We start from the raw sequence: 25,867 nt of genomic DNA, 5'->3' as shown, positions 1-25,867 counted from the left end.
ATGGATAGACTGAAAAATATCTGTTGCTATGCACCCATGATGGTGTATGCAACACCAGAAGTAGAATCAAAAGTAGATAAATTATGTTTAGAAATGGTTACTCTAGCCGCAAAAGGCTGGAGTGTAGACCAGTTATATTATTATGTCTTGGAACACAGCAGTAAAGTGACAGGAATAGAAATGGTATTATCGGCGGATTCTAAAGGATTAGTCATCGTCTTTCGGTCAGAGCAAGAAAGACAGGAGGTGGAAGAATATGCCAGTGAATACTTTTAATTTAAGCCTTATTCATCAAAAGATGTGTGATGAATTTATTGCAGACATCTGGATTTTCGCCATTCAAAAATGTATGGACTTGCCCGAAGCATTCGTTGCGGTCAGAGGAGAGGATCAGCTTAAATACTTCTATAACTTGATTGATAAAAATGAAGAAATGTCTTTGTATGTACATGAGGAATTGGGACTTGATTGCTAGTCCCAATTCTTTTTTTTTCAATATCAATTGCTTCCCACAACAGAAGGCTTGTATACTTAAAGAAAAGGGTTCCATATCAAGTGACGGCTTGAAGAAGTTCAATTTTGAAGGAGGCAATTTTTATGAGCAAAACGCTGCGATTGGTATTTCCCCAATGGCAAGGTGGGAATAATCCATATTATGTTTTTGGTTCTGAATTATTGAGGCATATTGTTCCGCAAAGCAATACAGCTGAGACAATTCAAATCACTGTCGATGAGGATACATCACAAGAGTTACTGATCGAAAACGGTGTGATTGGCGGAAAAGGCCTGTTAAAACAGTTATCTGAGGCTTCGAGGGTTCTGATGGAAAAGCAACCTGAAAAAGTCATAACTTTAGGCGGGGATTGCTCTATATCTCAAGCGCCTTTTGATTATTTACATGGAAAATATCCTAATTCACTGGGGATTCTTTGGTTAGATGCTCATTCGGATATGTCAACAATCAAAGACAGTCAAAAAGGCCATATGCATGTATTGGGAAATCTTTTAGGGCACGGTGTACCACAGTTTGCGAAAGAAACTCGCCATCCCTTTACAGTAGAGCAGATTATGCTCGCTGGCTTAAAATACGAAGAGTTGCGTCCGTGCGATCATCAAGTCGATGATTTGAAGATGAATTATCTCACACCAGATAAGCTGATCGAAGATAGTCACTCAATAATTGATTGGATGACTCAAAATCAATTGAAGCACCTTGCGATCCATTTTGATTTAGATGTACTTTCTCCTCTGGATTACCGATCCATCAATCCTGGTAAACCATATTTGGATGTAGAAAAATTCCCTGCCCCGGTGGGAACGCTGACACTCGAACAAATTGCACGAATCATTAAAGATGTCTCTGAAAGAGTTGAGATCGTAGGGTTTAGTATCGGTGAACATTTACCGTGGGATGCGATCAATTTGCGAAGAGTCCTTGAGGATGTAGCGATCTTTAGGGAATGAAAAAGTCAGCAATATTATTGAGCATTGTATTATTTTACAATGTTTTATTTTTTGAAGTTTTGGCAAAATGAATGAAAAGCGAGGTAAACATATGAACAAGCAGGAAATATATGATTATTTAAATGCTGAATTGTAATATTAATCGCAACAAAGAACCCATCAAAAATTTCTAGTAAAATGAGTTTAGGATAACAAACTACTAGGAGTGATTTTGATGGGTTCACACAAAAAGCTTACACGAGATAATCGAAAATGTATAGAGACGATGATTTATGATGCCAAGAGTATTCAAGAAATAGCGGACAGAATTGGTGTTAGCCGAACAACGATTGATCGTGAGTTGAAACGAGTACCCGAAGATTTGATCTATAATGCCGACAATGCGCAATTAGATGCGGAAATGAAGCGCAGTGCCTGTGGTGCGAAGTCCAAATGGACTTCTGAATTCGCTTATCAGATTGAATGTGATCTTGAAGACAGCTGGTCCCCTGAACAAATTGCGAATGATCGTCAAATAGTTTCATTCAAAACCATTTACAATTGGCTCTATGCCGGTATTCTTAATGTGTCTAAACAGTGTCTGAGACATAAAGGCAGAAGACAAGAAAAACAAGAAGAGGCACGAGGCAAAATGACTGTAGGGCATACCATTGATGAACGCCCAGCTTCTGTGTCAACTCGAGAAGAATTTGGACATTGGGAGTTGGACACAGTTGTTTCTAGCAGAGGGGAAAGTAAAGCCTGCGAAGCAACGTTTATTGAACGGAAAACACGCTTTTATTGGGCGATCTCAATGAGGGATCGTACCGCGAAGTCAATGGCACAAGCGATTAAAGCTTTTGTGCAAGACCTAGGGAGTCACAAGGCATTTTTAAGCTTTACGGTCGACCGTGGGAAAGAGTTTTCTTGCTGGAAAGAAATTGAGAAAGATTTAGACGTACCTATGTATTTTTGTGATCCATACTCCCCATGGCAACGCGGATCTAACGAAAATGGGAATGGTTTATTTAGAGAATTCTTCCCTAAGGGAACTGATTTTTCAAAGGTAACCCCTACGGAGAAACAGGAAGCATTACGCAAGATAAATATGCGTCCTAAAAAAACATTGAACTGGAAAAATTGTTGGGAAGTCTTTCAAGAAGAAATGTTGCAATTAATTTGACAATTCAGCAAATGAAAAAAATATTTGGCATGAGATTACAGAACACAAAGCGGTATATAATATGAATGAGCTTGCTCAAATTGACGTGCCTTATCCAGAAGCTGATGCAAAAAAATTTATTTGTCCATGATGACAAAAAGAGGGCTTATTATCTTATCACAGTTAAGGGGGATAAGAGAGCTGATCTAAAAGAGTTTAGAAAAAATAACAATACACGCCCGTTATCTTTTGCATCAGAAAATGATTTGATGGAAGTAATGCAACTAATTCCTGGAGCAGTGACACCTTTTGGAATTTTAAATGATACCGAATGTAAAGTGCAATTTATTATTGACGAAGCATTTTCGCAAGAGCCAGAGCTAATTGGTGTTCATCCAAATGACAATACAGCAACAGTTTGGTTAAAAACAAACAATCTGATTACTATCATCAAAGAACATGGCAATCAAGTTAAAATTACAAAAGTGTAGTGAAACAGGTAAAATAAACTATGGCTACAAGTCAGTATGATTTAATATCGGATGCTTGTTTCTTTACTCAAGGAATGAAAATAAGAAGAGGTAACTTGTCTACAGTTTAAGTCAGCGTGAATTCGCTAACTTTTTTCTTAAAAATGATCATCGTTATTCACGATCTCATATTTGATTCCATCTGGATCGTTAAAAAAGAGGGCATAATAGTTCGGTCCATGCTGCGGAAATATTTGTGGTTCATCTAAAATTTCAGCACTAAGCTCAAGTACCCTTTGATAGATCCGATCGACTTCATTTCTAGAAGAAGCTCGGAAGGCGATATGATGGACCGCTCCTGGTTTTCTTCGATGAATTGTTTCCTCTTGATACTCTTTGAGGGAGGAACAGATACCAAAGTCATAAGATTTATCGAGATATTCGATGACAGTCATATCCAATTCTTCTAAATAAACCTTGATTTTTTTATTTAAATCAAAGCCTAAGGCCTCCATCAACCCATTGTAAAATGTTTCAACTGTACCAACATCTCTCACCGTAACTTGTAAATGATCCACTTTCATAGGTAGTACCATCATTAAGGCTCCCTTCAAAAAGGCTATAGTTTCCAATAAGTCTTACCATCAACTGTTCGACCTAATATTCCATATTCTATGAGATAGCGTCTAATCGTGACATAATCATCGAACATCATCGAAATGATCTCATTGATTTCTTTTTCCGTATATTGCTTGTCTGAAGTAAAATTCTCCGCGAGTTTTTGAATAAGAATAATTCGCTTTTTTTCTTTTTTTGGAATTTGATTTACTTTTCCATTGTCATCGAGAAAAGTTTTAAAAACTTTCTCTCTTTCCTTTTCTGTGGACACAAAACGTTCATCAGAATCAATGATGGAGTTCGCTATAAAATCTCCCTGTTCTTTTTCTTCAATGGATTCCAGCAAAGCTAACAATATTTTTGCCTGCCGTTTCTTTTCCTTAAATTTGAAGCGATGATTCCTTACGGCAGAAGTCGTAATGTTCAGCTGTTCAGCTATTTCCTGATCATCAATCCCTTTATTAAATAGAGTCAGAAACTTTTTCTGTGTATCGCTTAGACCCGTTTGATTTTTATCAAGAGATAGCAATGCGTCAAAAGGTCCGTGGTGTTCGTGTTTTATATGATAAATCATCGCTCCTTCAGCGCGGGCTAACTGGCTGTTGGTTTCATTGATCGGATAGACAAAGCGATCATCAAAGGTCTGATCACAATACAAGCATTGAAAAAGGAACGCTCCTTCTTTTGAATAGCCTTTTTTTATTTCATTGACGGTTAATTCACTCTTCATAAGATCTCCTCCTAATTAAATGCTAACATATTATATTTTTGTTTGCAAATTAGATTGCGATGTGTGTTTAGGTTTTGTTGGGATAAGTGCTTGACCTTCACGTAACGTCAACGATTATGATAAGAGTAAGGAGGTCATCATAATGAATGAGTTTAACGTAAAGGTAATTGATTCGCTGTCCTATTATGAAGCGCATCTGCTGGATCAAAAAGATGAAAATACCTTTCGCTATGAGATCATGCAACCATTTGAGGAAATGTGGCGATATCTAAGTGTACCGCTTATGCCAAAAACTCCCGGAGGCTATGATGTGTTAATGGCATCAGAGATGATGGGAATCTGGACCCCGCGAAAAAGCAGCGAGCTGATTGAAACTAAGGTAGAACCTTTAAAAGACACGAATATTTTCGGGGAATGTCGTCAAGTTATAGAGGAAAGTGCACAGCTTTTCACTGACATTGGCTATCAAATACCGGTCGAAGAGTTTAATGTAAATATCTTGCTTGGTGATCCGGAAAACAGTGTCTTGATGGCAAGTGAAGGGTATAGCGGATTTGGCGGGATACCTGGGTATATTCTATTAATCGTTGTACCAAATGAGTTCAATCGCACGCGTTTAAAATCTGCTTTGGCCCATGAGTTTAATCATAATATTCGTTTTACGTATGAGCCTTTTAATCATGGAGATGTAAGTGTCGAAGATTATTTAGTGATCGAAGGCTTAGCGGAAGTTTTTGCCGAAACACTTTATGGCATCGAACATCGTGGTCCTTGGGTACAAGAATACGATCAGGAAGAGTTGGACCATACAATCGAGGTAATGAAGGATGGACGCGATGCTCGTGGCTTTGATCAGGTTTCTGCTTATATGTACGGGGATGAGGTCGCCCGTGAGCAAGGGTATCAACCCGTGGGACTCTCAAGAAACGCTGGCTACACGGTTGGCTATCAGCTTGTAAAGGATTATCTAAAAAATGCCGGAAAGACAATAGCTGAAGCGACTTTGACACCAAGTCGAATTCTTGTTCAGGAATCAAGAATTTTTGATTAAAAGCTAGAAGATTTAAATGGTAATCGTTTTTCTAAAAAGAGTATGCTATACTTTTAGTAATTGAATGACACTAGGGGTGCTTTTGAAGCTGAGATTATACCCATTGAACCTGAAACAGTTAGGACTGGCGCAGGGAATGTGTGATGTTTAGAATTTTGCACCCGACCGTTTTTTTGCGGTCGGGTTTTCTTCTGTCTGCGAGTTTTAAGCATCGAGCCTCCTTTTCATTCTTATGAGAATAAAGGAGGTTTTTTATGTTGTGATTCGGTGTTATTGAATGATTAGTATCAAGCAGGAGTATAAAAAATGAAGAACAAAGGAGAAAAAAAGAATGACTTTTACAACAATTGCCCGTCAAGAAGCAGCCTCTTTTTGGGAGGGTAGTTTTGAGCATCCGTTTATCACAACGTTGGCAGCTGGAAATCTAGACTCAGAAATTTTTCGTTATTACTTACTTCAGGATCGTTATTACCTTGAACACTTTTGCAAACTCTATAATCTAATCGCAGAACAAACAAATGATCGAAAGGTTCAAGAGCAATTACAAGAAAATGCGGAAAATCTTAGGCTAGGTGAAATGGCGATTCGCGAGGAGTTCTTTTCAGAATTAAAGATCTCTGATCGTGAGATTCTTAATACGCCGATTGCTCCCACAGCGTATCATTATGTTTCTCATATGTATCGACAGCTGATTGACGGCACGCCAAACACGGCCTTTGCGGGAATGCTGCCCTGTGCTTGGCTTTATCAAGAAATCGGTGTTCGTTTGATTGAGGCGGGCTCTCCCAATCCTTTGTATCAGCGCTGGATCGAAACGTATGCTGGTGAAGCCGCTGTGGAAGGTATTAAGAAGGAATGCGCGCTTTTAGATCGTTTATACCAAGAAAGTCCAAGACAAGAGCAGCAACAAATGATCGAATCCTTCGTGATCAGCAGTAAAATGGAATATGACTTTTGGGAAATGGCTGTTACTTTAGAAAAATGGTGATTTATATGAGATCGTTCGGAAGTGGACGGTCTTTTTTTGACCCTATAAGGAAAGTATAAAATTTTCACATGAATAAATCGCTATACAGTAGATTTATCCATGTCCGGCTTCACGGACTAGCTTTTCTACGCAAGCTACGCATACAGTTACTGCTAAATTCCATTAAACAGAACTAGCATATCGGCAATAAGCAAAAATATTTCGAAATTTGAGAAGCACCGAGGAGGTACCAATCAACATCAGTTCTCTTCGATCCCTGTGTTTCTTGGCAATTTAGAAATATTTTGGTCTTATTGCTGAGACACAGCGACTGCTTGCAGAGCTGATGTGGAACAGTACCTACCTGGTGCTCAAAAGCTGAGCGAGTTCGCGAAGCCTTTCTTAGGAAACAATTGACAACGGGTGTGGTTTATCTGTAAAATGCAAGTTAACACTTGCATTATTAGGAGGTATGTAAAATGATTTCGGGAGCTGAGTTGGTTGTTAAGGCATTAATCGATGAAAAGGTTGAGGTTTGTTTTGCTTATCCAGGAGGACAGGCGATTGATTTGTTTGACGCGCTTTATCAGAGAGAAGAGTTTCGTGTTATTTTACCGAGACATGAACAAGGATTGATTCATGCTGCAGATGGTTATGCGCGATCAACTAGAAAAGTGGGTGTTTGTATGGTCACTAGTGGACCGGGAGCGACAAATTTGGTAACAGGAATCGCTACTGCGGGTTACGATTCCTCGCCCTTAGTTTGTATAACGGGACAGGTTTCGACTCATCTGATTGGAAAGGACGCTTTTCAAGAAGTTGACATGGTGGGAATCTGTCGTTCAATTGCAAAATATGCTGTAACAGTCAGGAAACGAGAGAATTTAGGAAGGATTTTGAAAAAGGCATTTGTTATCGCGCAATCTGGTAAACCAGGAGTAGTGGTGGTTGATATTCCGAAAAATATTCAACAGGAGCTTGGTTCAGGAACCTATCCTACAGAAGTAACAATACGTGGTGGTCAGAAAAAACAAACTGTATCAGTAGAAAAATTGGAGACGGTCGCTGAACTGCTCAAGGAAGCTAAAAAACCTGTCTTACTGCTTGGAGGCGGCGTTCATCGTGGAAAAGCGTATAAAGAAATAGCGGACTTTATTGAAAACTACAATCTGCCAGTTATTAGTACGATCATGGGAAAAGGGGCTTTGCCTAGTAATCATCCAAATTATATTGGTAACGTAGGAATTCACGGTAGTTACGCGGCGAATCAGGCGCTTATAACCAGCGATGTTCTTTTCGCGTTGGGGACGCGCTTAAACGATCGCGTGACCGGAAATGCCAAAACATTTTGTCCTTCTACAAAGCTGATTCACCTAGATATTGATCCGGCAATCATTGATAAGAATGTTGACGCGCAAATTGGATTAGTAGGAGATATCAAAGAGCTATTGCCAAAAATCACTAGCTTTCTTCACTCGACCAGTTATGAAGCGTGGCTGCAAGAAATCAAGAAAAAGGACGAATCTCTGCCTGTTCACATGAAAGAAGCAGGGCTAACTCCAGAAAAGATCATTAACAAGATTAATGAATATTTCTCAAATACGATTGTAGTAACAGATGTTGGACAGAACCAGCTATGGACAACCCAATTTCTTGAAGTCACAAAAGAAAGACAACTGCTGACTTCAGGCGGATTAGGAACAATGGGCTTTGGTTTTCCTGCATCAATTGGCGCAAAATTAGGAAATCCGGAAAAGGATGTCCTAACAATTACTGGTGATGGCGGTTTTCAGATGAACCTTCAGGAACTTGCAACAGTCATGTTAGAAAAAATTCCGATTATTATTTGTATTTTCAACAATGGGAGTCTCGGCAATGTTCGTCAATGGCAAGAAATGTTTTATGACAAACGCTATTCTTACACGAAGTTGAAGAAAGACAGTCTGTCCTATGTACCAGACTTCATTGCTTTAGCTCGTAGCTATGGAGCAGACGGTGTGAGGATCACTAAAGAAGAGGAGCTTGATAACGCCTTTATCCGTGCCAGAGAAGTGAAGGATCAGCCGTTTATTTTGGAGTTTATGCTTAAGACAGAGCAAAAAGTTCTGCCGATCGTTGCACCAGGTCAAGGTTTAAGGGAGATGATCATTTATGAAGACAACTAAACAGAAATGGTTAAGCGTCTACGTTGAGAATGAAGTAGGAGTATTGGCGAGAGTCTCTGGATTATTCTCCGGAAAATTGTATAATTTAAATAGCTTGACGGTTGGAGAAACAGAGTCGAAAGATATTTCGCGGATGACCATCAGCCTATTTAGCGATGAGCGAACCTTTAAACAAGTAAAACATCAGTTAAGTAATATGATCGAAGTGATTCAGGTTATTGATTACACTGATAGCCCAATTCATGCTAAAGAGCTGATGTACGTTAAGCTTCCTTATCATGAAAATATCGAAAATGAGCTAGATAACTTGGCTCAGATGAACAGATTTACTATTATTGATCAATCGCTCGATCAAGTATTGATTGAGTGCGTCAATAATGACGATCAAAATAACCAATTGCTTGACGATCTCCAACAATCCATTTCTAAAGATATTGAAGTGATTCGGGGAGGAAGTGTGGCGATCGCAAGTCTAACGAAGGAGTAAAGAAAATCTGTATGAAGCATACTCGAAGCAATATCATGGCTGCTACAAAAAAATTGATCGTTGAAAAAGGCTATAGTGACATGACAACAAAAGATGTCGCGAAAGAAGCGCGAGTAAACGAAGTGACGCTGTTTCGACAATTTGGCAGTAAAAAAGACTTACTACTGGCAACATTAAGAGAGGCCGAATGGATTCCTTCTGTGAATAAAGATATCTATGATCAATTTCAATGGGATCTAGCCAGTGACCTTCGTTTGATAATGGAAACGTACCTCCAGCAAGTAACGCCAGAGATTGTCCGTTTCTCATTGGGGCTTAGAGCACAAGAAATCTATCAAGAAACAATGCCTTATATCGAGAAAATCCCGACAGCCTATATTCAGACATTGGCAGATTATTTGATCGAGATGAAGTCAAAGAAGCAAGTCGAAATCCATGATCCGAAAAGAAGCGCAGAGACTATTTTCTCCAGTATGATAGGTTTCGCCTTCTTGCACGCCTATTCTAGTAGTGACCAGTATGAAAGTGAAGCGGAAATCTTCATTTCTCATGCGATTGATCAATTTATCAATGGATTCACTTGAGTAAGAAAAAAAACGCTTGAATACGCTGGCCAAATGTTTGGACAGCCTGTATTCAGGCGTTTTTTATTCGCTGAATTGTCAAATTAATTGCAACATTTCTTCTTGAAAGACTTCCCAACAATTTTTCCAGTTCAATGTTTTTTTAGGACGCATATTTATCTTGCGTAATGCTTCCTGTTTCTCCGTAGGGGGTACCTTTGAAAAATCAGTTCCCTTAGGGAAGAATTCTCTAAATAAACCATTCCCATTTTCGTTAGATCCGCGTTGCCATGGGGAGTATGGATCACAAAAATACATAGGTACGTCTAAATCTTTCTCAATTTCTTTCCAGCAAGAAAACTCTTTCCCACGGTCGACCGTAAAGCTTAAAAATGCCTTGTGACTCCCTAGGTCTTGCACAAAAGCTTTAATCGCTTGTGCCATTGACTTCGCGGTACGATCCCTCATTGAGATCGCCCAATAAAAGCGTGTTTTCCGTTCAATAAACGTTGCTTCGCAGGCTTTGCTTTCCCCTCTGCTAGAAACAACTGTGTCCAACTCCCAATGTCCAAATTCTTCTCGAGTTGACACAGAAGCTGGGCGTTCATCAATGGTATGCCCTACAGTCATTTTGCCTCGTGCCTCTTCTTGTTTTTCTTGTCTTCTGCCTTTATGTCTCAGACACTGTTTAGACACATTAAGAATACCGGCATAGAGCCAATTGTAAATGGTTTTGAATGAAACTATTTGACGATCATTCGCAATTTGTTCAGGGGACCAGCTGTCTTCAAGATCACATTCAATCTGATAAGCGAATTCAGAAGTCCATTTGGACTTCGCACCACAGGCACTGCGCTTCATTTCCGCATCTAATTGCGCATTGTCGGCATTATAGATCAAATCTTCGGGTACTCGTTTCAACTCACGATCAATCGTTGTTCGGCTAACACCAATTCTGTCCGCTATTTCTTGAATACTCTTGGCATCATAAATCATCGTCTCTATACATTTTCGATTATCTCGTGTAAGCTTTTTGTGTGAACCCATCAAAATCACTCCTAGTAGTTTGTTATCCTAAACTCATTTTACTAGAAATTTTTGATGGGTTCTTTGTTGCGATTAATATTACAATTCAGCATTCCAAAGAAATTCCTTTCAAAAGTGCCTGGATTTTTTCTTTTAACCGTTTGGTTTTTCGTGGATTCTCACCGTTAGTAGTTAAAGCAATCCCAAAATCTTTCTCTTTGATTAATGCCATATTGAAGAAATTGCTATTATTTTGGTTGGTAGTATCATTTACGAGTTGTCGTGGGGTCGTCTCATTCAAAACAGCTTGGTTGACAGCTGGATTATTTGTACAAATAAAAATTACCTGAAAACCGGTCGTGTCGCCATATTGAAAAGAACGCTCACGCAACAAAACTGTTCCATTTCTCTTTGCTGTTTGTAAAGTGTCAGAAAAATTTGGTGCGATAACAGTTGGTTTTGCACCTGCTTCAATCAAACCACAAACTTTTCGAGTCGCTATTTTACCGCCCCCGATCACCAAGACCGATAGCTGCTGAATATCGATTAAGATTGGGTACATAGGTATATCTCCTTAATGTTTGATTTCTTATGGATTGTCGTTGTTCCGCTTGGTAAGATTCACTACAGCTTTTTTTTGCTCGAAGCGAAAATAAATGAAGTGTGAAAGAACACCAAAGAATACTGGGCCTAAAAGCAAGGTTGAAAAATTCAGGTAATTGCCTAATTTCAATGGTTCATAAATTTGAAAAGCAATCGCGACAAAAATACACACACAAACACTTATGGAAAGAAAATAATTTAGGTAATTATTCTTGATGATCAATGACTCTTGCTGGATAATTCTTTTTCTTAAAGAGAAAGGGAAACTAGCCGCGACGATAAAATAAGGAATTGCTCGTGAAACATTTGTCATATAGGTCAATTGGTTGAACAGATCGGATAAAAAAGTATTGCTAAATGAGAGCAGACCAATAAATATAGAGATAAGCAGTGCTTGAATCCAGAGTGCATTTTCAGGCATTTGATTCTTATTCAAGGCTGAGAATTTTGGCCAGAAGTCTTTAGGGGTACTCTTGATCAAACTTTTTAGTGGCCCATAACTTATTGAGCTAAGGAGACTCAAATAGGCCAAGGCCATGGTCAGGGCAGTGTAGCGAATAAAAATCTGAGTTAATAAATGTGTATGATTAATAGAAAGATTGAAACTAACAGCTAATGTTTTAGCTAATTGTTCCATGACACCATACATTAGATTTCCTAGATGGAGAGAAGTTGTCTCGCGCAAGCTAACAATGTTATTCGAACAACTCCAAATGATGATGCCACTAATATATAAAAATAACACTATGAAGGAGCTGATGATTACAGCTCGCGGAAATCTGCTGCGGCTCTTCTTGGTTTTGTCGGCTAAACTGGCAATCGTATCTAAGCCGCCAAACGCGGTGATAGAAAAAATAAAGAAGGGCAATTGTGACAGAAGGCGGCTCGATGATTCTTGAAAGAAGCTTGGCACAGTCAGACTATGATTGATATTTACTAAGACTTGCTCAGGATTTTTGAAAATCAAAATCAAATTACTAGATAAAGAAAGTATTAATAAACCGACCATAGCGTAACCGCTAATATGCAAAAATCTGAAAATAACTTGGAAGCCCCGCTTATTCATCCAAGTAATAAAAATGACTGCTACGATAGAAAATAACGCCAACCAAACTTGAGAAGAAACACCGAACCAATTCATTATCGCAGTTATATCTCTTCCAAAGAATATAATTGAGATCGGAATAAGAATTTTCATAAATAAGCTGATCATCCAAATAAAGTAGCTGCTATACCATAAAAAAACAGTTGTGAAGGCCGCTTTGGGTGAGAGTGACTCTTTTAACCAGTCATAGATTGCTCCTGAACGATGCGCGTATTTTTTGGTATATTGCGCCACGATCAGTGCATAGGGGATAAAATAAAAGAGCGCACTTATGAAAAACCAAATAAGTGATTGACTTCCCAACATAAAAAAAGCTGAGATCATACTAGAGAATGAATACACGGTGGTTGTAATGATCAAAATCAAATTTTGTGAAGATTGCTTTTTAGTCATTGTCCGCTCCTTAAAGTCTTTTCTTCATCTTATTTTCTTTTATATGCTGAATTGTCAAATTAATTGCAACATTTCTTCTTGAAAGACTTCCCAACAATTTTTCCAGTTCAATGTTTTTTTAGGACGCATATTTATCTTGCGTAATGCTTCCTGTTTCTCCGTAGGGGGTACCTTTGAAAAATCAGTTCCCTTAGGGAAGAATTCTCTAAATAAACCATTCCCATTTTCGTTAGATCCGCGTTGCCATGGGGAGTATGGATCACAAAAATACATAGGTACGTCTAAATCTTTCTCAATTTCTTTCCAGCAAGAAAACTCTTTCCCACGGTCGACCGTAAAGCTTAAAAATGCCTTGTGACTCCCTAGGTCTTGCACAAAAGCTTTAATCGCTTGTGCCATTGACTTCGCGGTACGATCCCTCATTGAGATCGCCCAATAAAAGCGTGTTTTCCGTTCAATAAACGTTGCTTCGCAGGCTTTGCTTTCCCCTCTGCTAGAAACAACTGTGTCCAACTCCCAATGTCCAAATTCTTCTCGAGTTGACACAGAAGCTGGGCGTTCATCAATGGTATGCCCTACAGTCATTTTGCCTCGTGCCTCTTCTTGTTTTTCTTGTCTTCTGCCTTTATGTCTCAGACACTGTTTAGACACATTAAGAATACCGGCATAGAGCCAATTGTAAATGGTTTTGAATGAAACTATTTGACGATCATTCGCAATTTGTTCAGGGGACCAGCTGTCTTCAAGATCACATTCAATCTGATAAGCGAATTCAGAAGTCCATTTGGACTTCGCACCACAGGCACTGCGCTTCATTTCCGCATCTAATTGCGCATTGTCGGCATTATAGATCAAATCTTCGGGTACTCGTTTCAACTCACGATCAATCGTTGTTCGGCTAACACCAATTCTGTCCGCTATTTCTTGAATACTCTTGGCATCATAAATCATCGTCTCTATACATTTTCGATTATCTCGTGTAAGCTTTTTGTGTGAACCCATCAAAATCACTCCTAGTAGTTTGTTATCCTAAACTCATTTTACTAGAAATTTTTGATGGGTTCTTTGTTGCGATTAATATTACAATTCAGCATATAAAAAGACAAGATGATTTTTGATTTAAATGAATTGCTTCATTAAAAAAAAGATCCATAAAAGCGAAAGGAAAGATTGATAAATCAATGATTTCAAAATCGAATACGAAATAATAACAATATCTTGCTTTGTTTTAGATTCGAAATAACAAAATTTGGCTGAAGTTTAGCGATTGAATGGTGTTTGCATGATTGCTAAATTAGAATTCAAGAAAACACGCTTGCTTGATTAGATGAATTTGAAAATACGTAGCTGCTCTTTTGTATAGGGCGAACAAGCAGCCAGCAAAGCAGAATTCTGTACGACCTCTTTATGTCTTTTTGTGAGAAGAAGCGAGAACATTGAATGAGTTCAGATTTCTTGGGTATTTTCCAAATCATTAAGTTGAAGTATCGATTTCTTGATCCCATTAAGCTGCTACATATTTCGACTATCATTTATTTAAATCGTCAATCAGATTTAAATATAGTAATATTTTGCTCTTACTTTTTTTAAATAGCACAAAGTGGCTGAGTTATTGAAAAAAGCCAAGATTGAAGAGGAACGTTTGCTATAATAAAGAAAATTGAATAATTAATAACTGATCAAGGGAATGAGGTGAAAATCCTCAACAGCCCCTTTCTACTGTATATGCGGATGAACTCTCACAAGCCACTTTTCGGGAAGGCGAGATAGTAAATAGATGCAAAGTCAGGATACCTTGCGCAGGAATTAAAAATAATTGGATTGGGAAGATTATTTTGCTAACTGTTTATTTGAAGTATTTGGACAAATAAGAAACGCGGCGAGACCATCCTTTCTGGACTCGTTGCGTTTATTTTTTTAGCGTATCAGTTCAACTTTTCGCAGGTTACTAAATCAGAAGGATATTAAGCAATAAGAATCAAATTAAAGCTCGAGAACTTTAGTTGAATGATATACGTCATTCGAATCAAACTAATTTTTCTTGAAAAATGAATACATTAAAACGAATAAGGAGTGAAACATGATGAAGTATTCAACAAAGAAATTGGCAACATTGGCAATCCTGCTGGCGCTATGTGTGATTGGTGCAAATATTAAGATTTTAGGTTCCATCGCATTAGATTCTTTTCCCGCGTTTATAGGAGCAATTATTCTTGGACCCGCCGCAGGAGCATTTTTAGGATTTTTCGGACATATGATTTCAGCATTATTGTCGGGTTTTCCTAATACTTTACCGATTCATCTGATTATTGCTGTATTGATGGCAGCCTGTATGTTCTATTATAGCTGGACACGCAAAAAACTGCAAAAAAACAAAATCGCAGCTTCACTAATCTCGATGTTGGTGGCTTACGTGATTAATGTGCCGTTGGATCTCCTATTGCTTTATCCATTGATGGGCCCGGTTGTTTTCGTGCTTTTCGTACCATTAACCTTAGCAACCGTTGTGAATTTATGTTTATCTGAAGTAGTGATTCTAGGGATCCCACAGAAATATAAGGGAGCAATCTTTCTAAAATAATCAAGAAGCGGAGTCGTTGTTATGTCAGTTAAGCATGGAGGAAATATTCAAGAAATCAGTGAACTATACCAGATTGAAAAGAAAGATTTAGTTGATTTTAGTGCCAATATCAATCCCTTAGGTATTCCAGAAGGAGTCAAAGAAACACTCACGAAATATCTTGCAGAGCTCGTTCATTACCCAGATATTCGATACCGCGCACTAATCCAGTCGATCGCTGATTTTCATGAGCTCCCAGGGGAATATGTCTATCCAGCCAATGGTGCTGCTGAAGCGATTTTTATGCTGGGAAGAACGCTTATGCTGGAAAGACTATTATTACTTGCCCCGACATTTATGGAATATGAGGCAGCGTTTAGTCAACAAAAAACAGAATTTTGTTATTTCAATTTAGAACAAAGAAATTTTCAATGGTCAATTTCAGAATTGATACAATCAGCAAGACAACAACGAGTCGATGGCATCTGTCTCTGCAATCCGAACAATCCAACCGGTCAAATGCTGAAACAATCTGAACTCGATGAATTAGCACTGTTTTGCCATAGAAATGGAATAGCGCTAATTGTAGACGAGGCATTCGTAGATTTTCCTAAAGAGGAGTATTCCCTTGTTCCTTCGATTAGTAATAATGAAAGCCTATTCATTTTTAGGTCATTAACAAAAATGTTTGCGATTCCAGGCTTACGTTTAGGCTATCTGCTAACAAGCAATCTCTCAATTTTATCCAAGATTGGGGAGAAGACCGTACCTTGGCATATCAATACTTTTGCTGATATTGCCGGGCAGCAAGCGCTAAAAGAGACTCAATTTATTGAAGATAGCCAGCGGTACATTGCAGAGGAACGACAATTTTTAGAAAAAGGCTTGGCTCTTTATAAAGAGCTGGAGATATTTCCTGGCCAAACGAATTTCATTTTCTTGCGGTATCAGGGGGCTGGCTGTTTGCAAGAAAGAATGATCAAAAAAAATATACTGATTCGAAACTGCAATAGTTTTCACGGGCTGACTCAGAAATACTATCGAATTGCCGTTAAGTCAAGAAGTGATAACAAAGCCTTGCTTGATGCATTGGAGGCGATTTTATGCGAGTAACGGCTTCTTGTACTGGTTCATGCGGAGAATTAATTCAAGGCTGGCTCGGTGATTCACAAAAATTAGTTAGTTATGGGATTGATCGCTTTTCTAAAGTGACGCTTCAAACGGGCGTTGCCTCCAAAGAAGTTAAACCCAAAGTTGAGGAGGCTATATATAGAACGCTAGATCATTTAGAACTTCCGATCGCAGAAAAAGAGAAGCTGTCATTGGTGGTTGACTCGGAATTACCAGTGGCTAAGGGGATGGCCAGCAGTACAGCAGATATTGCTGCGGCTTGCCAAGCAACGGCAGCATATTACGGAAGACAAATTTCCAGAGATGAAATCATCGATATTTGTTTGGCGATTGAACGGACGGATAGTATCCTTTTCCCAACACTTACATTATTCGAGCAGAAAAACGGGACCGTTAGAGAGGATAGCCGATGGGCTCCTCAGTTTTACGTGGTTGTTTTGGAGCCGGCAACAACATTAGAAACCGAGGCTTTTCATTCCGAGAAGAATGAACGCTTATTTTTTCAACAACGAGATCACTTTGCAGAAGTTTATCAGTGTTATATGAGTGCTGTGAAAGAGAAATCGTTGCTAAGGCTCGGAGCTGCAGCTACGCATAGTGCTATATTGAATCAGGAAATTTTATCTAAACCCTATTTTTCAGAATTAATGAAACTTAGACAGTACCATCAATGGTTAGGAGTTAACGTTGCACATAGTGGTTCAGTGGTTGGAATCATGGTTGAAAAATCAGAAAAAATTCCAACAGTGCTTGAGTCGATAAAAAATTCTAATGTGTCTCGTTGGTATTCTAAGGTGAGTGTTCATCAAAGCTGCTACCGAGGAGTACAACTGATAGAAACGAGGAAAATGAATGAAGAAGCTGATGATTGCCGCGGTTTCCAGCGGCTCAGGAAAGACAACGATAACGCTTGGTTTGATGACAATTTTACAAAATCGAGGGTATCGAATTCAACCTTATAAGGTCGGTCCAGATTATATTGATACGGAGTACCACACGCGCATTACAGGAAATCCTTCACGGAATTTGGACATGTTTCTAGTTCAGGATAATAAACGAATGGAAGCACTCTTTGAAAAAGAAGCGAGGAATGCGGACATTTGTGTAATTGAAGGGGTAATGGGGCTTTTTGACGGATTAGGAGTAGACAAGGATTTTTGCTCCAGTGCCGGAGTCGCTAAACAATTGGATTGTTCCGTTTTGCTGGTAGTCAATGGACAATCAGCTTCAACATCTGTGGCAGTGATGGTGAAAGGCTTCGTCGATTTTGATCCGAGACTAAACATTTGTGGCGTGATCATTAATAAAATTGCCTCTGAGACACATTATCAATTGATTAAAAAAGCTGTGGAGTTGTACACAGATGTTCCGATTTTTGGGTATTTGAAGCGGGAAAAGGGAGTGGAGCTACCTTCTAGACAGTTAGGTTTAGTGCCTGATAGAGAAATCAACGGTGTGACAGAAAAAATCCAGCAGGTAGCGGAATCCTTAGATCATACCCTTGATATTGATCAGTTATTAGATCAACTCCCGAATGAACAAGTCCGATACACACCGCCACACTATCCGCAGTTTCCAGATATCAAGGTTGCGTACGCTTTGGATGAGGCATTCCATTTTTATTATCAAGACAATCTTGATTTGTTGAGGGCGTATGGAGTGGAGCTGCTTACTTTTAGCCCGATGAAGGATAATTGCCTTCCGGAAGCAGATTTGTACTATTTTGGCGGTGGATACCCGGAGGAATTTGCACTGGAACTCTCTGCAAACCAATCAATGCGCGGTAGTATCAAGGAAAAGCACGAGCAAGGAGCATTTATGCTAGCTGAATGTGGCGGTTTAATGTACCTAGGTTCTGCCTTTCATAATGATGATAAGGATTATCCGATGATAGGAATTTTTGAAGGGGTCAGCAAAATGACTTCGGGTCTTCGGAAGTTCGGCTATTGTTATGGCAACCTTACTCAAGAGACTTTGATCGGAAAAAAAGGAACAACAGTAGTAGGGCACGAATTCCATCATTCGATTTTTCAAAGTAACGAACCAACTGTTTTGGAAATGCTAAAGAAACGCGATGGAGAAGTAGTGAAAAGATGGACTGGCGGCTATCAGAAAAAGAATACATTCGGCAGCTATCTTCACCTTCATTTTTATCAGAGTGAGGCTTTTCTTCAGAACCTGCTGGAGAAAGTGAGGAATGGCAGATGATCTACTGGATTATTGTTGCCTTCATTTTGGACTTACTAATTGGCGACCCGTATAACTGGCCGCATCCGATTAAGCTGATTGGCAACTTCATCACTTGGTTTCAGCAGAAATTCACACAGAAGAAAAGTGATCAAGAAAACTATCGTTGGGGAGTTCTATTATGGCTCATAACTGTTTTTGGATCAGGCTTGGCAACCTACTTCCTTTTGAGACTTAGCTTTCTACTTCATCCTTTTATCGGAATCGTTTGTTATATCTACCTGTCTTATACAACGTTAGCAACTAGAAGTTTATCTCTAGAAGGAAAAAAGGTTTATCAAAAGTTAGTTTACGACAGCCTTGCTAATGCCCGTAAGCAGGTTGCAATGATTGTTGGAAGGGATACCAATGAATTAACAAAAGAAGAAATTACTAAAGCGACGATTGAAACAATCGCTGAAAATACCAGTGATGGGGTGATTGCTCCGTTACTCTGTTTATTTTTTGGGGGACCTACTTTAGCCATGATGTATAAAGCTGTCAATACGTTGGATTCGATGGTGGGGTATGTGACACCAAAATATCGCGCAATCGGCTGGTTTTCAGCAAAAATGGATGATATTTGGAATTTTATTCCTGCTCGTTTGACTTGGCTCTATTTACTTGGAGCAACTAAAATACTGCGTCTGAATACTTCAAATGCCTGGAAAGTTGGCAAAACCGATTGTCGCAATCATAAAAGTCCCAACAGTGGCTATCCAGAAGCAGTCGTGGCAGGTGCGCTGGGGATACAACTTGGCGGCACACATCTCTATCACGGAGTTGAAATTTACAAACCGACGATCGGCGTCTCACTTCGTTCGGCAAAGCCAGAGGATATATTGACTGTTAATAAACTTTTATATGCAACAGCGATTCTGAGCCTGATTGTATTTAGTGTTATCGCAGGTATCATCAATAACTATTTTTTATGAGAAGGGGAAAAAGTGTGGACTATATTAGAAATCCTCAATTGATTGAAACAGAAAGCTTCAAAATCATTCAAGAAATTATTGATCAAGAATTTCCTGAGTATGTTTTTTCATCACCGAAAGAGGAAAAAATCAATAAGCGGGTGATTCATACGAGTGCTGATTTTGACTATTTGAAAAATCTAGTTTTTTCTAATGATGTTATTTCGGAGCTGGAAAAATTTTTTTTGGCAGGAAACGGAACAATTTTTACAGATACAACCATGGCACTCAGTGGGATCAATAAACGTTTCTTAGATAAATTAGGCATTCGTTATGAGTGTTATATTGCTGATCCAAAAGTGGCCGAGCAAGCAAAAATTAAGGGAATGACTCGTTCGATGGCAGGAATAGAACGAGCAGCAACAATTACTGGACCAAAATTATTTGTGATTGGAAACGCACCAACAGCAATTTATAAATTATTGGAATTATATAAACAAGGAGAATTGGATACTGTTGCCGTGATCGGCGCTCCTGTTGGTTTTGTCGGTGCGGCAGAATCGAAAGAAGCGTTGTTTGAAAGTGACGTTCCAGCAATTGTAGCCAGGGGTCGCAAAGGTGGCAGCAATGTTGCCGCAGCGATTATCAATGCCATGTTGTATCAATTGGTTGAAAGGGAAGACTGATGGAAGAATTTGTTTTCTATAATGGGAAAAAGTTGCGAAAAGGGTATACAACAGGTTCTTGTGCCACGGCCGCAGCCGCAGCTGCTACAGCGTTCCTTTTTGAAGAGGAAGCCTCAGAGGAGATTTGCATTGAATTGCCTCATAAAAGAAGTCTAACGATTCCAATTGATTCGATTGAAGCTACAGAAGATGGCTGCCAAGCTTTTGTTATAAAAGATGGCGGGGATGACGTGGATGCAACAGATGGTATGTTGATTGGTGTAAAGGTTGTAAAAATTGATGGAAATCAAATTCTGATCGATGGAGGAATCGGGATCGGTCGAGTAACAGAAGTAGGGTTACAAAATCCAGTTGGCCAGGCCGCAATTAATCCTGTTCCAAGAAAAATGATCGAAGAATCCGTTCGTAAAATCATCGGTCTGAATCAGGGAGTGAGGGTGACGGTTTTTGCACCCGAAGGAGAAGTAATCGCCAATCAAACAATGAATCGGCGTTTAGGCATAGTGGGAGGGATTTCCATTTTAGGAACAACGGGTATTGTCACACCGATGTCTGAGGAGGGGTGGAAGCAATCTATCTCGCTAGAACTAGAAATGAAAAAAAGTCAGGTATATTCCTCAGTCATTCTATGCCCAGGCAACTATGGGGAGGACTTTGTTCTAAACACAATGAAACTCAAAAGCGAGAATATCGTTTCGATGAGTAATTTTGTCGGCTACGTCTTAAAAGAAGTTCAGCGTTTAGAATTTGAAAGAGTTTTGATGGTTGGACATTTGGGCAAATTGATTAAAGTTTCTGCAGGGATTTTTTCTACTCACAGTAAAGATGCGGATGCACGAACAGAGATTTTGATCGCGAATCTAGCGCTACTAGGTATGCCTGTACCCCAGCTGAAGGAAATTGAGAAATGTTTAACAACTGAGGCTGCTGGAGACATCATTAGCAGCGCGGGATACGAGACGGTTTATCGAGTTCTGGCAGATAAGGTTAAGAAGCGCTCGGAGGATTTATTAAAATATCGGAAACACGAGCCAAGTATTGAAGTCGTTCTTTTTTCATCACAACGCGGATACTTAGCTTCCACCAAACCTTTGGAACAGCTGAAGGAGGAGTGGCGATGATCACTGTTGTAGGGATAGGACCGGGTGGAACGCAAGACTATTTGTTTGGAAAGGCCCAAGCAGCCATTGAAGCGGCCGATTTGATTATCGGAAGTGAACGACAATTAGAAATACTTCCAACTAACAAGAAGCGAAAGGCTCATCTACTTCCCCGTAAACTAGATGATCTGGCGGTATTTTTAAATGATCATCAAAAGGATGAGCTAGTAATTTTAGCTTCGGGTGATCCATTGACCTATGGTATTGGAAAATGGCTTCTTAAACGATTTCCGGCGGAAAATTTATTGATTTTACCAGGGATTAGTTCTCTTCATTATTTATTCAATCGAATAAACATACCGATGGAGGATTGTTTTATTACTAGCAGCCACGGAAAACTTCCAGACTTTTCCCTTGTTTTCAGGCTACCAAAGGTTGGTATGGTAACAGACAAAAAAATTGGTCCTTATCAATTGGCACAAGAAGCACTAAAACGAGGCAATGATGCGATTTTTTATATAGGTGAAAATCTCAGCTACTCTGATGAAAAAATAAGATGTTACAAAGCTTCTGAGGTTCCCGATGAAGACTATCAAATGAATGCAGTGGTGATTATCAATGAAGGATGATTGTTTTATTCGTGGTAATGTTCCTATGACAAAGGAAGAAGTACGAACTGTCAGTTTAGCAAAGCTGCAGTTAGATAAAGCAGATAAGTTTTTAGATGTTGGAACAGGGACAGGAAGTATTGCGATTGAAGCGGCGTTTCTGTATCCACACTTAGAAGTGACAACAATTGATTCAAATCAAACCGCTTTAGATGTTTTGAATCAAAATTTAACCAAGTTTCAGTTGAAGAACATACAGAGCATTCTCGGCAAAGCCCCAATTGAGTTGGAGGATAAATTTGATGCGATCTTTGTTGGTGGAACGGGTGGAAACATGTCTGAAATACTTGATTGGAGTTTCCAACGACTAAAACTTGGTGGTCGTTTAGTGTTGAATTTTATTTTATTAGAAAATGCTCTTAGTGCAATGGACTGGCTGGAAAATCATCATCATCTCTTCCAAACCATTCAAATGAACGTTAGTCAGTTTACGAAATTAGGTCAAGGGCATTATTTTAAACCGCAAAACCCAGTAATCATTATTGAGACGAGAAAAGAGGAATAAGTATATGGCGAAAGTGCATTTTGTCGGTGCAGGACCTGGTGATCCTGAACTGATTACATTTAAAGGTTATCAGTTATTAAAATCAGCAGACGTTGTTATTTATGCAGGATCACTTGTGAATCCTGAGCTGCTAAACTACTGTACAGAAGACTGCGAGATTTTTAATAGTGCCTCAATGGATCTAACCGAAATCATTGACGAAATGGAACGAGGTGTTCGGGAAAATAAAGAAGTTATTCGATTACAGACAGGTGATTTTTCTATTTATGGATCAATTCGTGAGCAAATTGAAGAATTAAAAAAACGCAATATCGATTTTACTTGTACACCTGGAGTCAGCTCCTTTTTGGGAGCGGCGTCTAGTTTGGGAGTTGAGTATACGGTTCCTGAAATCTCTCAAAGTGTGATTATTACTCGTATGGCTGGAAGAACACCAGTACCAGATAAGGAAAGCCTACGATCCTTTGCGCAACACCAAACATCAATGGTGATTTTTCTTTCTGTACAAGGAATAAAACAAGTAGTAGCAGAATTGTTAGCAGGAGGCTATCAACCGACAACCCCAGTAGCAGTTATTTATAAAGCTACTTGGCCTGAAGAAAAGAAAATTGTTAGTACATTAGAGAAAATCGCAGAACAAATTGAAGCGGCAGATATTACGAAAACGGCTTTAATCATGGTAGGAGAATTTTTGGGAGATGAATTTTATTATTCTAAATTGTATGATGCCTCCTTTAAACATGAATATCGCGATGTGAAGAGTGATGACTAAAGTAGCAATTCTAGCCTTGACTTCAGCTGGTATCCAGTTAGCTAAAGAGCTCCGAGAAAAATGGAATCAAGAAATACCTATCTTTGTATCAGAAGACAAATTGGAAGAAGAAGTGCGGCTTTTTCCTACAGGGAGATTCAGAACCGGTATTCAGGTATTATTCAAACAATATGATGCTCTTATTTGCATTATGGCTACTGGAATCGTAGTTCGCAGTATTGCAGAAGTATTGGAAGACAAACGAAAAGATCCTGCAATCGTTGTAATAGATGAAAAAGGCAGGCACACGATCAGTCTTTTATCGGGTCATATTGGCGGCGGCAATCAGTTAACGCTAGAGATTGCTGCAAAATTGAACAGCTGCCCGGTGATCACCACGGCAACTGATGTCCAAAACGTGACCGCACTTGATTTGCTGAGCAAAGAGATTAATGGCTGGTATGCAGATTTCAAAGAGACAACCAAGAAGGTTAATCGTCTCCTAGCAGAGCACCAAGCAGTCGGTTTGATCCAACGGGAAAATTGGGTGAGCGATCTTCGAGGGCTTTCTTTGCTTCAAGAAAGCGACTCCTTTGACAACTATGAAGTGGTGTTGCTTATTTCCGACCAACAAGATGAGTTGGATTCTGAAAAAATAATTCAAATTGTGCCAAGACGGTATGTATTAGGCATTGGGGCTAAAAAGGGTATTGATTTTTCAGTTATCAAGGAAGAATATCTTACTTTTTGTCAATCAGTAAATATCCATTTTCGAAGTATCAAGAAAGTTGCTAGTATTGATATTAAGGAACAAGAAGTTGGGATCTGCCAACTAGCCAAATGGTTAGAAGTTCCCTTTGAAACATATTCAACAGCAGAATTATTAACTGTTTCGGAGAAATACCCGCAGTCAGCATTTGTAAAAAAAGTTACAGGTGTAGGAAGTGTTTGTTTGGCAGCGGCTGACTTAGCAAGTAATGGAAAAGTGGTGACTGAGCGTTATGCCAATAGGGGAGTCACCTTTGCATTGGGAAAGGATGAAGACGACACATGTTATACGTTGTAGGATTAGGACCAGGTGAGAAGGAAAAGATGTCGCTTGAAGCCATCGAAATCATCAAAAAGGTGGAAGTAATTGTTGGTTACACGACCTATGTTCGCTTAATCAAAGAGCTAGTGGGCGAAAAAGAAATTGTCAGTACAGGAATGAAACAAGAAATTGATCGGTGTAAAAAAGCCATTGAATTGGCCAAAACAGGTAAGGATGTTGCCGTCATTTCTAGTGGCGATGCGGGTGTATATGGGATGGCAGGCTTGATTTTAGAACTGGTCAGCCAAATGGATGAAGAGCTTGCCGTCAAAGTGATTCCTGGAATCACCGCCAGTATTGCAGGCGCAGCCTTGTTAGGGGCTCCTTTAATGAATGACTTTTGCCACATTAGTTTAAGCGACTTAATGACACCGTGGACAATGATCGAAAAACGTCTTCACGCAGCCGCCAGCGCTGATTTTGTAATCTGTCTGTATAACCCGCGAAGCAAAGGCAGACCGAATCATTTAGCAAAGGCATTAGCAATTATTCAACAATATAAATCAAAAGAGACGATTATCGGTTTGGCTAAAGATGTGGGACGTAAAAATGAGCAGGCAATCCTGACTTCAATTGACGATATAGATGAGACTTTAGTGGATATGACGACTGTTGTATTAGTTGGAAATAAGGAAACCTATTTGTCAGAAGGTCGGATGATTACCCCTAGAGGCTATCAACTATGATTCTTTTACTTGGAGGAACCTCCGATAGTTTAAAAATTGCAGAGAAATTGAATGAAGCGGATTTGGCTTATTATTTATCTGTTGTTTCGGATTACGGAGAGAATCTGGCTGCAGCGGTATCAAAAAATGTGGTTAAGGGACGTCTAAGTACAATAGAAATGGTTGAATTCATTCAGAAACATCAAGTCACTCAATTAATTGACGCGACACATCCTTATGCGATCGAGGTTTCCAAAAACGCCATGACAGCTTGTACTCAGCTTGGAATCAACTATCTTCGATTTGAACGTCCTTCATTGATTACTGAAGAGATGATCGCAGTCAAATCAGTAGAAGCCGCTTGTGAGCAGGCTTTGAATTATTCAGGCAATATCTATTTGACGACTGGAAGTAAAACATTGGCAGAATATTTAAAGTATCTGCCTAAGGAACGAATTGTAGCCAGAGTATTGCCAACAGTTGAGGTATTAGAAGCAGTTGACAAGATGGAACTACCAACTGGTCAAATCGAAGCATTAAAAGGTCCTTTTTCAAAGGAGCTAAATCGTGAGCTTTTGATCCATAATCACGCTGGGGTAATGATTACTAAAGAAAGTGGTCATGCAGGTGGGTTTATAGAAAAGACTAACGCCTGTAAAGATCTGAATATTCCGTGCATTGTTATTCAGCGTGAACGATTAGACTACCCTAAAAAGTTTTCTTCTATTGAAAGACTGATTGATCAGGTAAAGAAAGGATGATCGTTCAACTTTGCTTGTTTGACATAG

The 25,867-nt window shown here is 39.2% G+C and carries 29 protein-coding genes and 2 riboswitches; of the genes, 23 read left to right on the top strand and 6 right to left on the bottom strand.

Annotated features, from left to right (window positions below; all coding sequences use genetic code 11):
- The 5 genes from IGI38_RS07705 to IGI38_RS07685 all read left to right on the top strand — a co-directional run bounded on the left by IGI38_RS07705 (position 1) and on the right by IGI38_RS07685 (position 3,096).
- Entirely contained in the window at positions 1 to 276 is a 276-nt protein-coding gene (locus IGI38_RS07705) for a hypothetical protein (RefSeq protein WP_438728516.1), read from the top strand.
- A complete protein-coding gene (locus IGI38_RS07700; RefSeq protein ID WP_438728514.1) occupies positions 257 to 475 on the top strand; it encodes a hypothetical protein in 219 nt (72 codons plus the stop codon). The genes IGI38_RS07705 and IGI38_RS07700 overlap by 20 nt, the downstream gene beginning before the upstream one ends.
- A 122-nt stretch (positions 476 to 597) precedes the next feature.
- Entirely contained in the window at positions 598 to 1,464 is an 867-nt protein-coding gene (locus IGI38_RS07695; protein WP_438728512.1) for an arginase family protein, read from the top strand.
- Positions 1,465 to 1,678: 214 nt separating this feature from the next.
- Positions 1,679 to 2,626, top strand: a complete 948-nt coding sequence (locus tag IGI38_RS07690) for an IS30 family transposase (RefSeq protein ID WP_438728510.1) — start codon at positions 1,679 to 1,681, stop codon at positions 2,624 to 2,626.
- Positions 2,627 to 2,730: 104 nt separating this feature from the next.
- Positions 2,731 to 3,096: a YbaK/EbsC family protein gene (locus tag IGI38_RS07685; protein ID WP_438728508.1), complete on the top strand. Its 366-nt coding sequence runs from the start codon at positions 2,731 to 2,733 to the stop codon at positions 3,094 to 3,096.
- Between the two features lie 137 nt (positions 3,097 to 3,233).
- Here the strand turns inward: IGI38_RS07685 and IGI38_RS07680 are convergent, their stop codons facing one another.
- Positions 3,234 to 3,671 (bottom strand): VOC family protein, encoded by a 438-nt coding sequence (locus tag IGI38_RS07680; protein WP_438728506.1) that lies wholly within the window; start codon positions 3,669 to 3,671, stop codon positions 3,234 to 3,236.
- 23 nt (positions 3,672 to 3,694) lie between these two features.
- Positions 3,695 to 4,423 carry a DUF2087 domain-containing protein gene (locus tag IGI38_RS07675; RefSeq protein ID WP_438728504.1) on the bottom strand — a complete coding sequence of 243 codons (729 nt, stop codon included), beginning with the start codon at positions 4,421 to 4,423 and terminating at the stop codon, positions 3,695 to 3,697.
- A 142-nt stretch (positions 4,424 to 4,565) separates the two neighbouring features.
- Between IGI38_RS07675 and IGI38_RS07670 the strand changes: the two genes are divergently transcribed.
- The 5 genes from IGI38_RS07670 (at position 4,566) to IGI38_RS07650 (ending at position 9,677) form a co-directional block, all read left to right on the top strand.
- The gene (locus tag IGI38_RS07670; RefSeq protein ID WP_438728502.1) at positions 4,566 to 5,474 is read left to right on the top strand and encodes a DUF2268 domain-containing protein; all 909 of its coding nucleotides are present in this window, start codon (positions 4,566 to 4,568) and stop codon (positions 5,472 to 5,474) included.
- Between the two features lie 62 nt (positions 5,475 to 5,536).
- A riboswitch (TPP riboswitch) is annotated at positions 5,537 to 5,628 on the top strand.
- Positions 5,629 to 5,805: 177 nt separating this feature from the next.
- A complete protein-coding gene (gene tenA / locus IGI38_RS07665; RefSeq protein ID WP_438728500.1) occupies positions 5,806 to 6,462 on the top strand; it encodes a thiaminase II in 657 nt (218 codons plus the stop codon).
- A 458-nt stretch (positions 6,463 to 6,920) separates the two neighbouring features.
- Positions 6,921 to 8,606 carry a biosynthetic-type acetolactate synthase large subunit gene (ilvB, locus tag IGI38_RS07660; protein ID WP_438728498.1) on the top strand — a complete coding sequence of 562 codons (1,686 nt, stop codon included), beginning with the start codon at positions 6,921 to 6,923 and terminating at the stop codon, positions 8,604 to 8,606.
- Complete coding sequence (gene ilvN / locus IGI38_RS07655) at positions 8,593 to 9,093, top strand: acetolactate synthase small subunit (protein WP_438728496.1); 501 nt, start codon at positions 8,593 to 8,595, stop codon at positions 9,091 to 9,093. Before ilvB ends, ilvN begins: the two co-directional genes overlap by 14 nt.
- 11 nt (positions 9,094 to 9,104) lie before the next feature.
- Entirely contained in the window at positions 9,105 to 9,677 is a 573-nt protein-coding gene (locus IGI38_RS07650; protein WP_438728494.1) for a TetR/AcrR family transcriptional regulator, read from the top strand.
- Between the two features lie 78 nt (positions 9,678 to 9,755).
- Here the strand turns inward: IGI38_RS07650 and IGI38_RS07645 are convergent, their stop codons facing one another.
- From IGI38_RS07645 to IGI38_RS07630, 4 genes are all read right to left on the bottom strand, one after another.
- Positions 9,756 to 10,703, bottom strand: a complete 948-nt coding sequence (locus IGI38_RS07645; protein WP_438725454.1) for an IS30 family transposase — start codon at positions 10,701 to 10,703, stop codon at positions 9,756 to 9,758.
- A gap of 85 nt (positions 10,704 to 10,788) precedes the next feature.
- Positions 10,789 to 11,244: a precorrin-2 dehydrogenase/sirohydrochlorin ferrochelatase family protein gene (locus tag IGI38_RS07640; RefSeq protein WP_438728492.1), complete on the bottom strand. Its 456-nt coding sequence runs from the start codon at positions 11,242 to 11,244 to the stop codon at positions 10,789 to 10,791.
- A gap of 27 nt (positions 11,245 to 11,271) precedes the next feature.
- A complete protein-coding gene (locus IGI38_RS07635; RefSeq protein ID WP_438728490.1) occupies positions 11,272 to 12,783 on the bottom strand; it encodes an amino acid permease in 1,512 nt (503 codons plus the stop codon).
- A gap of 54 nt (positions 12,784 to 12,837) precedes the next feature.
- Positions 12,838 to 13,785, bottom strand: coding sequence for an IS30 family transposase (locus IGI38_RS07630; RefSeq protein WP_438725454.1), 948 nt, complete (start codon positions 13,783 to 13,785; stop codon positions 12,838 to 12,840).
- A gap of 680 nt (positions 13,786 to 14,465) precedes the next feature.
- Positions 14,466 to 14,579: riboswitch (cobalamin riboswitch) on the top strand.
- Positions 14,580 to 14,863: 284 nt separating this feature from the next.
- On the opposite strand from IGI38_RS07630, the gene IGI38_RS07625 reads away from it, so the two are divergent.
- Genes IGI38_RS07625 through cobK form a run of 13 tightly spaced genes read left to right on the top strand, consistent with a single transcriptional unit; the run spans position 14,864 to position 25,840 of the window.
- A complete protein-coding gene (locus IGI38_RS07625) occupies positions 14,864 to 15,364 on the top strand; it encodes an ECF transporter S component (protein ID WP_438728488.1) in 501 nt (166 codons plus the stop codon).
- Between the two features lie 21 nt (positions 15,365 to 15,385).
- Positions 15,386 to 16,456: a threonine-phosphate decarboxylase CobD gene (gene cobD, locus IGI38_RS07620; protein ID WP_438728486.1), complete on the top strand. Its 1,071-nt coding sequence runs from the start codon at positions 15,386 to 15,388 to the stop codon at positions 16,454 to 16,456.
- A complete protein-coding gene (locus IGI38_RS07615; RefSeq protein WP_438728484.1) occupies positions 16,447 to 17,436 on the top strand; it encodes a GHMP family kinase ATP-binding protein in 990 nt (329 codons plus the stop codon). Before cobD ends, IGI38_RS07615 begins: the two co-directional genes overlap by 10 nt.
- Complete coding sequence (locus IGI38_RS07610) at positions 17,327 to 18,682, top strand: cobyrinate a,c-diamide synthase (protein ID WP_438728482.1); 1,356 nt, start codon at positions 17,327 to 17,329, stop codon at positions 18,680 to 18,682. The genes IGI38_RS07615 and IGI38_RS07610 overlap by 110 nt, the downstream gene beginning before the upstream one ends.
- Entirely contained in the window at positions 18,679 to 19,635 is a 957-nt protein-coding gene (cbiB, locus tag IGI38_RS07605; RefSeq protein WP_438728480.1) for an adenosylcobinamide-phosphate synthase CbiB, read from the top strand. The genes IGI38_RS07610 and cbiB overlap by 4 nt, the downstream gene beginning before the upstream one ends.
- 14 nt (positions 19,636 to 19,649) lie before the next feature.
- Positions 19,650 to 20,300, top strand: coding sequence for a cobalt-precorrin-8 methylmutase (locus tag IGI38_RS07600; RefSeq protein WP_438728478.1), 651 nt, complete (start codon positions 19,650 to 19,652; stop codon positions 20,298 to 20,300).
- Positions 20,300 to 21,421 carry a cobalt-precorrin-5B (C(1))-methyltransferase CbiD gene (gene cbiD / locus IGI38_RS07595; protein WP_438728476.1) on the top strand — a complete coding sequence of 374 codons (1,122 nt, stop codon included), beginning with the start codon at positions 20,300 to 20,302 and terminating at the stop codon, positions 21,419 to 21,421. The genes IGI38_RS07600 and cbiD overlap by 1 nt, the downstream gene beginning before the upstream one ends.
- A complete protein-coding gene (locus IGI38_RS07590) occupies positions 21,418 to 22,029 on the top strand; it encodes a cobalt-precorrin-7 (C(5))-methyltransferase (RefSeq protein WP_438728474.1) in 612 nt (203 codons plus the stop codon). The genes cbiD and IGI38_RS07590 overlap by 4 nt, the downstream gene beginning before the upstream one ends.
- Entirely contained in the window at positions 22,019 to 22,573 is a 555-nt protein-coding gene (locus IGI38_RS07585) for a decarboxylating cobalt-precorrin-6B (C(15))-methyltransferase (RefSeq protein WP_438728472.1), read from the top strand. The genes IGI38_RS07590 and IGI38_RS07585 overlap by 11 nt, the downstream gene beginning before the upstream one ends.
- A 4-nt stretch (positions 22,574 to 22,577) precedes the next feature.
- A complete protein-coding gene (locus IGI38_RS07580) occupies positions 22,578 to 23,345 on the top strand; it encodes a cobalt-precorrin-4 methyltransferase (RefSeq protein ID WP_438728470.1) in 768 nt (255 codons plus the stop codon).
- Entirely contained in the window at positions 23,338 to 24,390 is a 1,053-nt protein-coding gene (locus IGI38_RS07575) for a cobalt-precorrin 5A hydrolase (protein ID WP_438728467.1), read from the top strand. The genes IGI38_RS07580 and IGI38_RS07575 overlap by 8 nt, the downstream gene beginning before the upstream one ends.
- Entirely contained in the window at positions 24,375 to 25,100 is a 726-nt protein-coding gene (gene cobJ, locus IGI38_RS07570; RefSeq protein WP_438728465.1) for a precorrin-3B C(17)-methyltransferase, read from the top strand. The genes IGI38_RS07575 and cobJ overlap by 16 nt, the downstream gene beginning before the upstream one ends.
- Entirely contained in the window at positions 25,097 to 25,840 is a 744-nt protein-coding gene (gene cobK / locus IGI38_RS07565; RefSeq protein ID WP_438728462.1) for a precorrin-6A reductase, read from the top strand. The genes cobJ and cobK overlap by 4 nt, the downstream gene beginning before the upstream one ends.
- The last annotated feature ends 27 nt before the right edge of the window (positions 25,841 to 25,867 follow it).

Source organism: Enterococcus sp. AZ128, from assembly GCF_051714485.1.
GTDB lineage: Bacteria > Bacillota > Bacilli > Lactobacillales > Enterococcaceae > Enterococcus_A.
The sequence above is the reverse complement of the archived record's forward strand: the minus strand, read 5'-3'. Positions and strand labels throughout refer to the sequence as shown.

Excerpts from the sequence above, each read along its gene's own strand:
- IGI38_RS07705 (WP_438728516.1), top strand. The coding sequence starts at position 1 with ATGGATAGACTGAAAAATATCTGTTGCTATGCACCCATGATGGTGTAT.
- IGI38_RS07700 (WP_438728514.1), top strand. The coding sequence starts at position 257 with ATGCCAGTGAATACTTTTAATTTAAGCCTTATTCATCAAAAGATGTGT.
- IGI38_RS07695 (WP_438728512.1), top strand. The coding sequence starts at position 598 with ATGAGCAAAACGCTGCGATTGGTATTTCCCCAATGGCAAGGTGGGAAT.
- IGI38_RS07690 (WP_438728510.1), top strand. The coding sequence starts at position 1,679 with ATGGGTTCACACAAAAAGCTTACACGAGATAATCGAAAATGTATAGAG.
- IGI38_RS07685 (WP_438728508.1), top strand. The coding sequence starts at position 2,731 with ATGCAAAAAAATTTATTTGTCCATGATGACAAAAAGAGGGCTTATTAT.
- IGI38_RS07680 (WP_438728506.1), bottom strand. The coding sequence starts at position 3,671 with ATGGTACTACCTATGAAAGTGGATCATTTACAAGTTACGGTGAGAGAT.
- IGI38_RS07675 (WP_438728504.1), bottom strand. The coding sequence starts at position 4,423 with ATGAAGAGTGAATTAACCGTCAATGAAATAAAAAAAGGCTATTCAAAA.
- IGI38_RS07670 (WP_438728502.1), top strand. The coding sequence starts at position 4,566 with ATGAATGAGTTTAACGTAAAGGTAATTGATTCGCTGTCCTATTATGAA.
- tenA (WP_438728500.1), top strand. The coding sequence starts at position 5,806 with ATGACTTTTACAACAATTGCCCGTCAAGAAGCAGCCTCTTTTTGGGAG.
- ilvB (WP_438728498.1), top strand. The coding sequence starts at position 6,921 with ATGATTTCGGGAGCTGAGTTGGTTGTTAAGGCATTAATCGATGAAAAG.
- ilvN (WP_438728496.1), top strand. The coding sequence starts at position 8,593 with ATGAAGACAACTAAACAGAAATGGTTAAGCGTCTACGTTGAGAATGAA.
- IGI38_RS07650 (WP_438728494.1), top strand. The coding sequence starts at position 9,105 with ATGAAGCATACTCGAAGCAATATCATGGCTGCTACAAAAAAATTGATC.
- IGI38_RS07645 (WP_438725454.1), bottom strand. The coding sequence starts at position 10,703 with ATGGGTTCACACAAAAAGCTTACACGAGATAATCGAAAATGTATAGAG.
- IGI38_RS07640 (WP_438728492.1), bottom strand. The coding sequence starts at position 11,244 with ATGTACCCAATCTTAATCGATATTCAGCAGCTATCGGTCTTGGTGATC.
- IGI38_RS07635 (WP_438728490.1), bottom strand. The coding sequence starts at position 12,783 with ATGACTAAAAAGCAATCTTCACAAAATTTGATTTTGATCATTACAACC.
- IGI38_RS07630 (WP_438725454.1), bottom strand. The coding sequence starts at position 13,785 with ATGGGTTCACACAAAAAGCTTACACGAGATAATCGAAAATGTATAGAG.
- IGI38_RS07625 (WP_438728488.1), top strand. The coding sequence starts at position 14,864 with ATGATGAAGTATTCAACAAAGAAATTGGCAACATTGGCAATCCTGCTG.
- cobD (WP_438728486.1), top strand. The coding sequence starts at position 15,386 with ATGTCAGTTAAGCATGGAGGAAATATTCAAGAAATCAGTGAACTATAC.
- IGI38_RS07615 (WP_438728484.1), top strand. The coding sequence starts at position 16,447 with ATGCGAGTAACGGCTTCTTGTACTGGTTCATGCGGAGAATTAATTCAA.
- IGI38_RS07610 (WP_438728482.1), top strand. The coding sequence starts at position 17,327 with ATGAAGAAGCTGATGATTGCCGCGGTTTCCAGCGGCTCAGGAAAGACA.
- cbiB (WP_438728480.1), top strand. The coding sequence starts at position 18,679 with ATGATCTACTGGATTATTGTTGCCTTCATTTTGGACTTACTAATTGGC.
- cbiD (WP_438728476.1), top strand. The coding sequence starts at position 20,300 with ATGGAAGAATTTGTTTTCTATAATGGGAAAAAGTTGCGAAAAGGGTAT.
- IGI38_RS07590 (WP_438728474.1), top strand. The coding sequence starts at position 21,418 with ATGATCACTGTTGTAGGGATAGGACCGGGTGGAACGCAAGACTATTTG.
- IGI38_RS07585 (WP_438728472.1), top strand. The coding sequence starts at position 22,019 with ATGAAGGATGATTGTTTTATTCGTGGTAATGTTCCTATGACAAAGGAA.
- IGI38_RS07580 (WP_438728470.1), top strand. The coding sequence starts at position 22,578 with ATGGCGAAAGTGCATTTTGTCGGTGCAGGACCTGGTGATCCTGAACTG.
- IGI38_RS07575 (WP_438728467.1), top strand. The coding sequence starts at position 23,338 with ATGACTAAAGTAGCAATTCTAGCCTTGACTTCAGCTGGTATCCAGTTA.
- cobJ (WP_438728465.1), top strand. The coding sequence starts at position 24,375 with ATGTTATACGTTGTAGGATTAGGACCAGGTGAGAAGGAAAAGATGTCG.
- cobK (WP_438728462.1), top strand. The coding sequence starts at position 25,097 with ATGATTCTTTTACTTGGAGGAACCTCCGATAGTTTAAAAATTGCAGAG.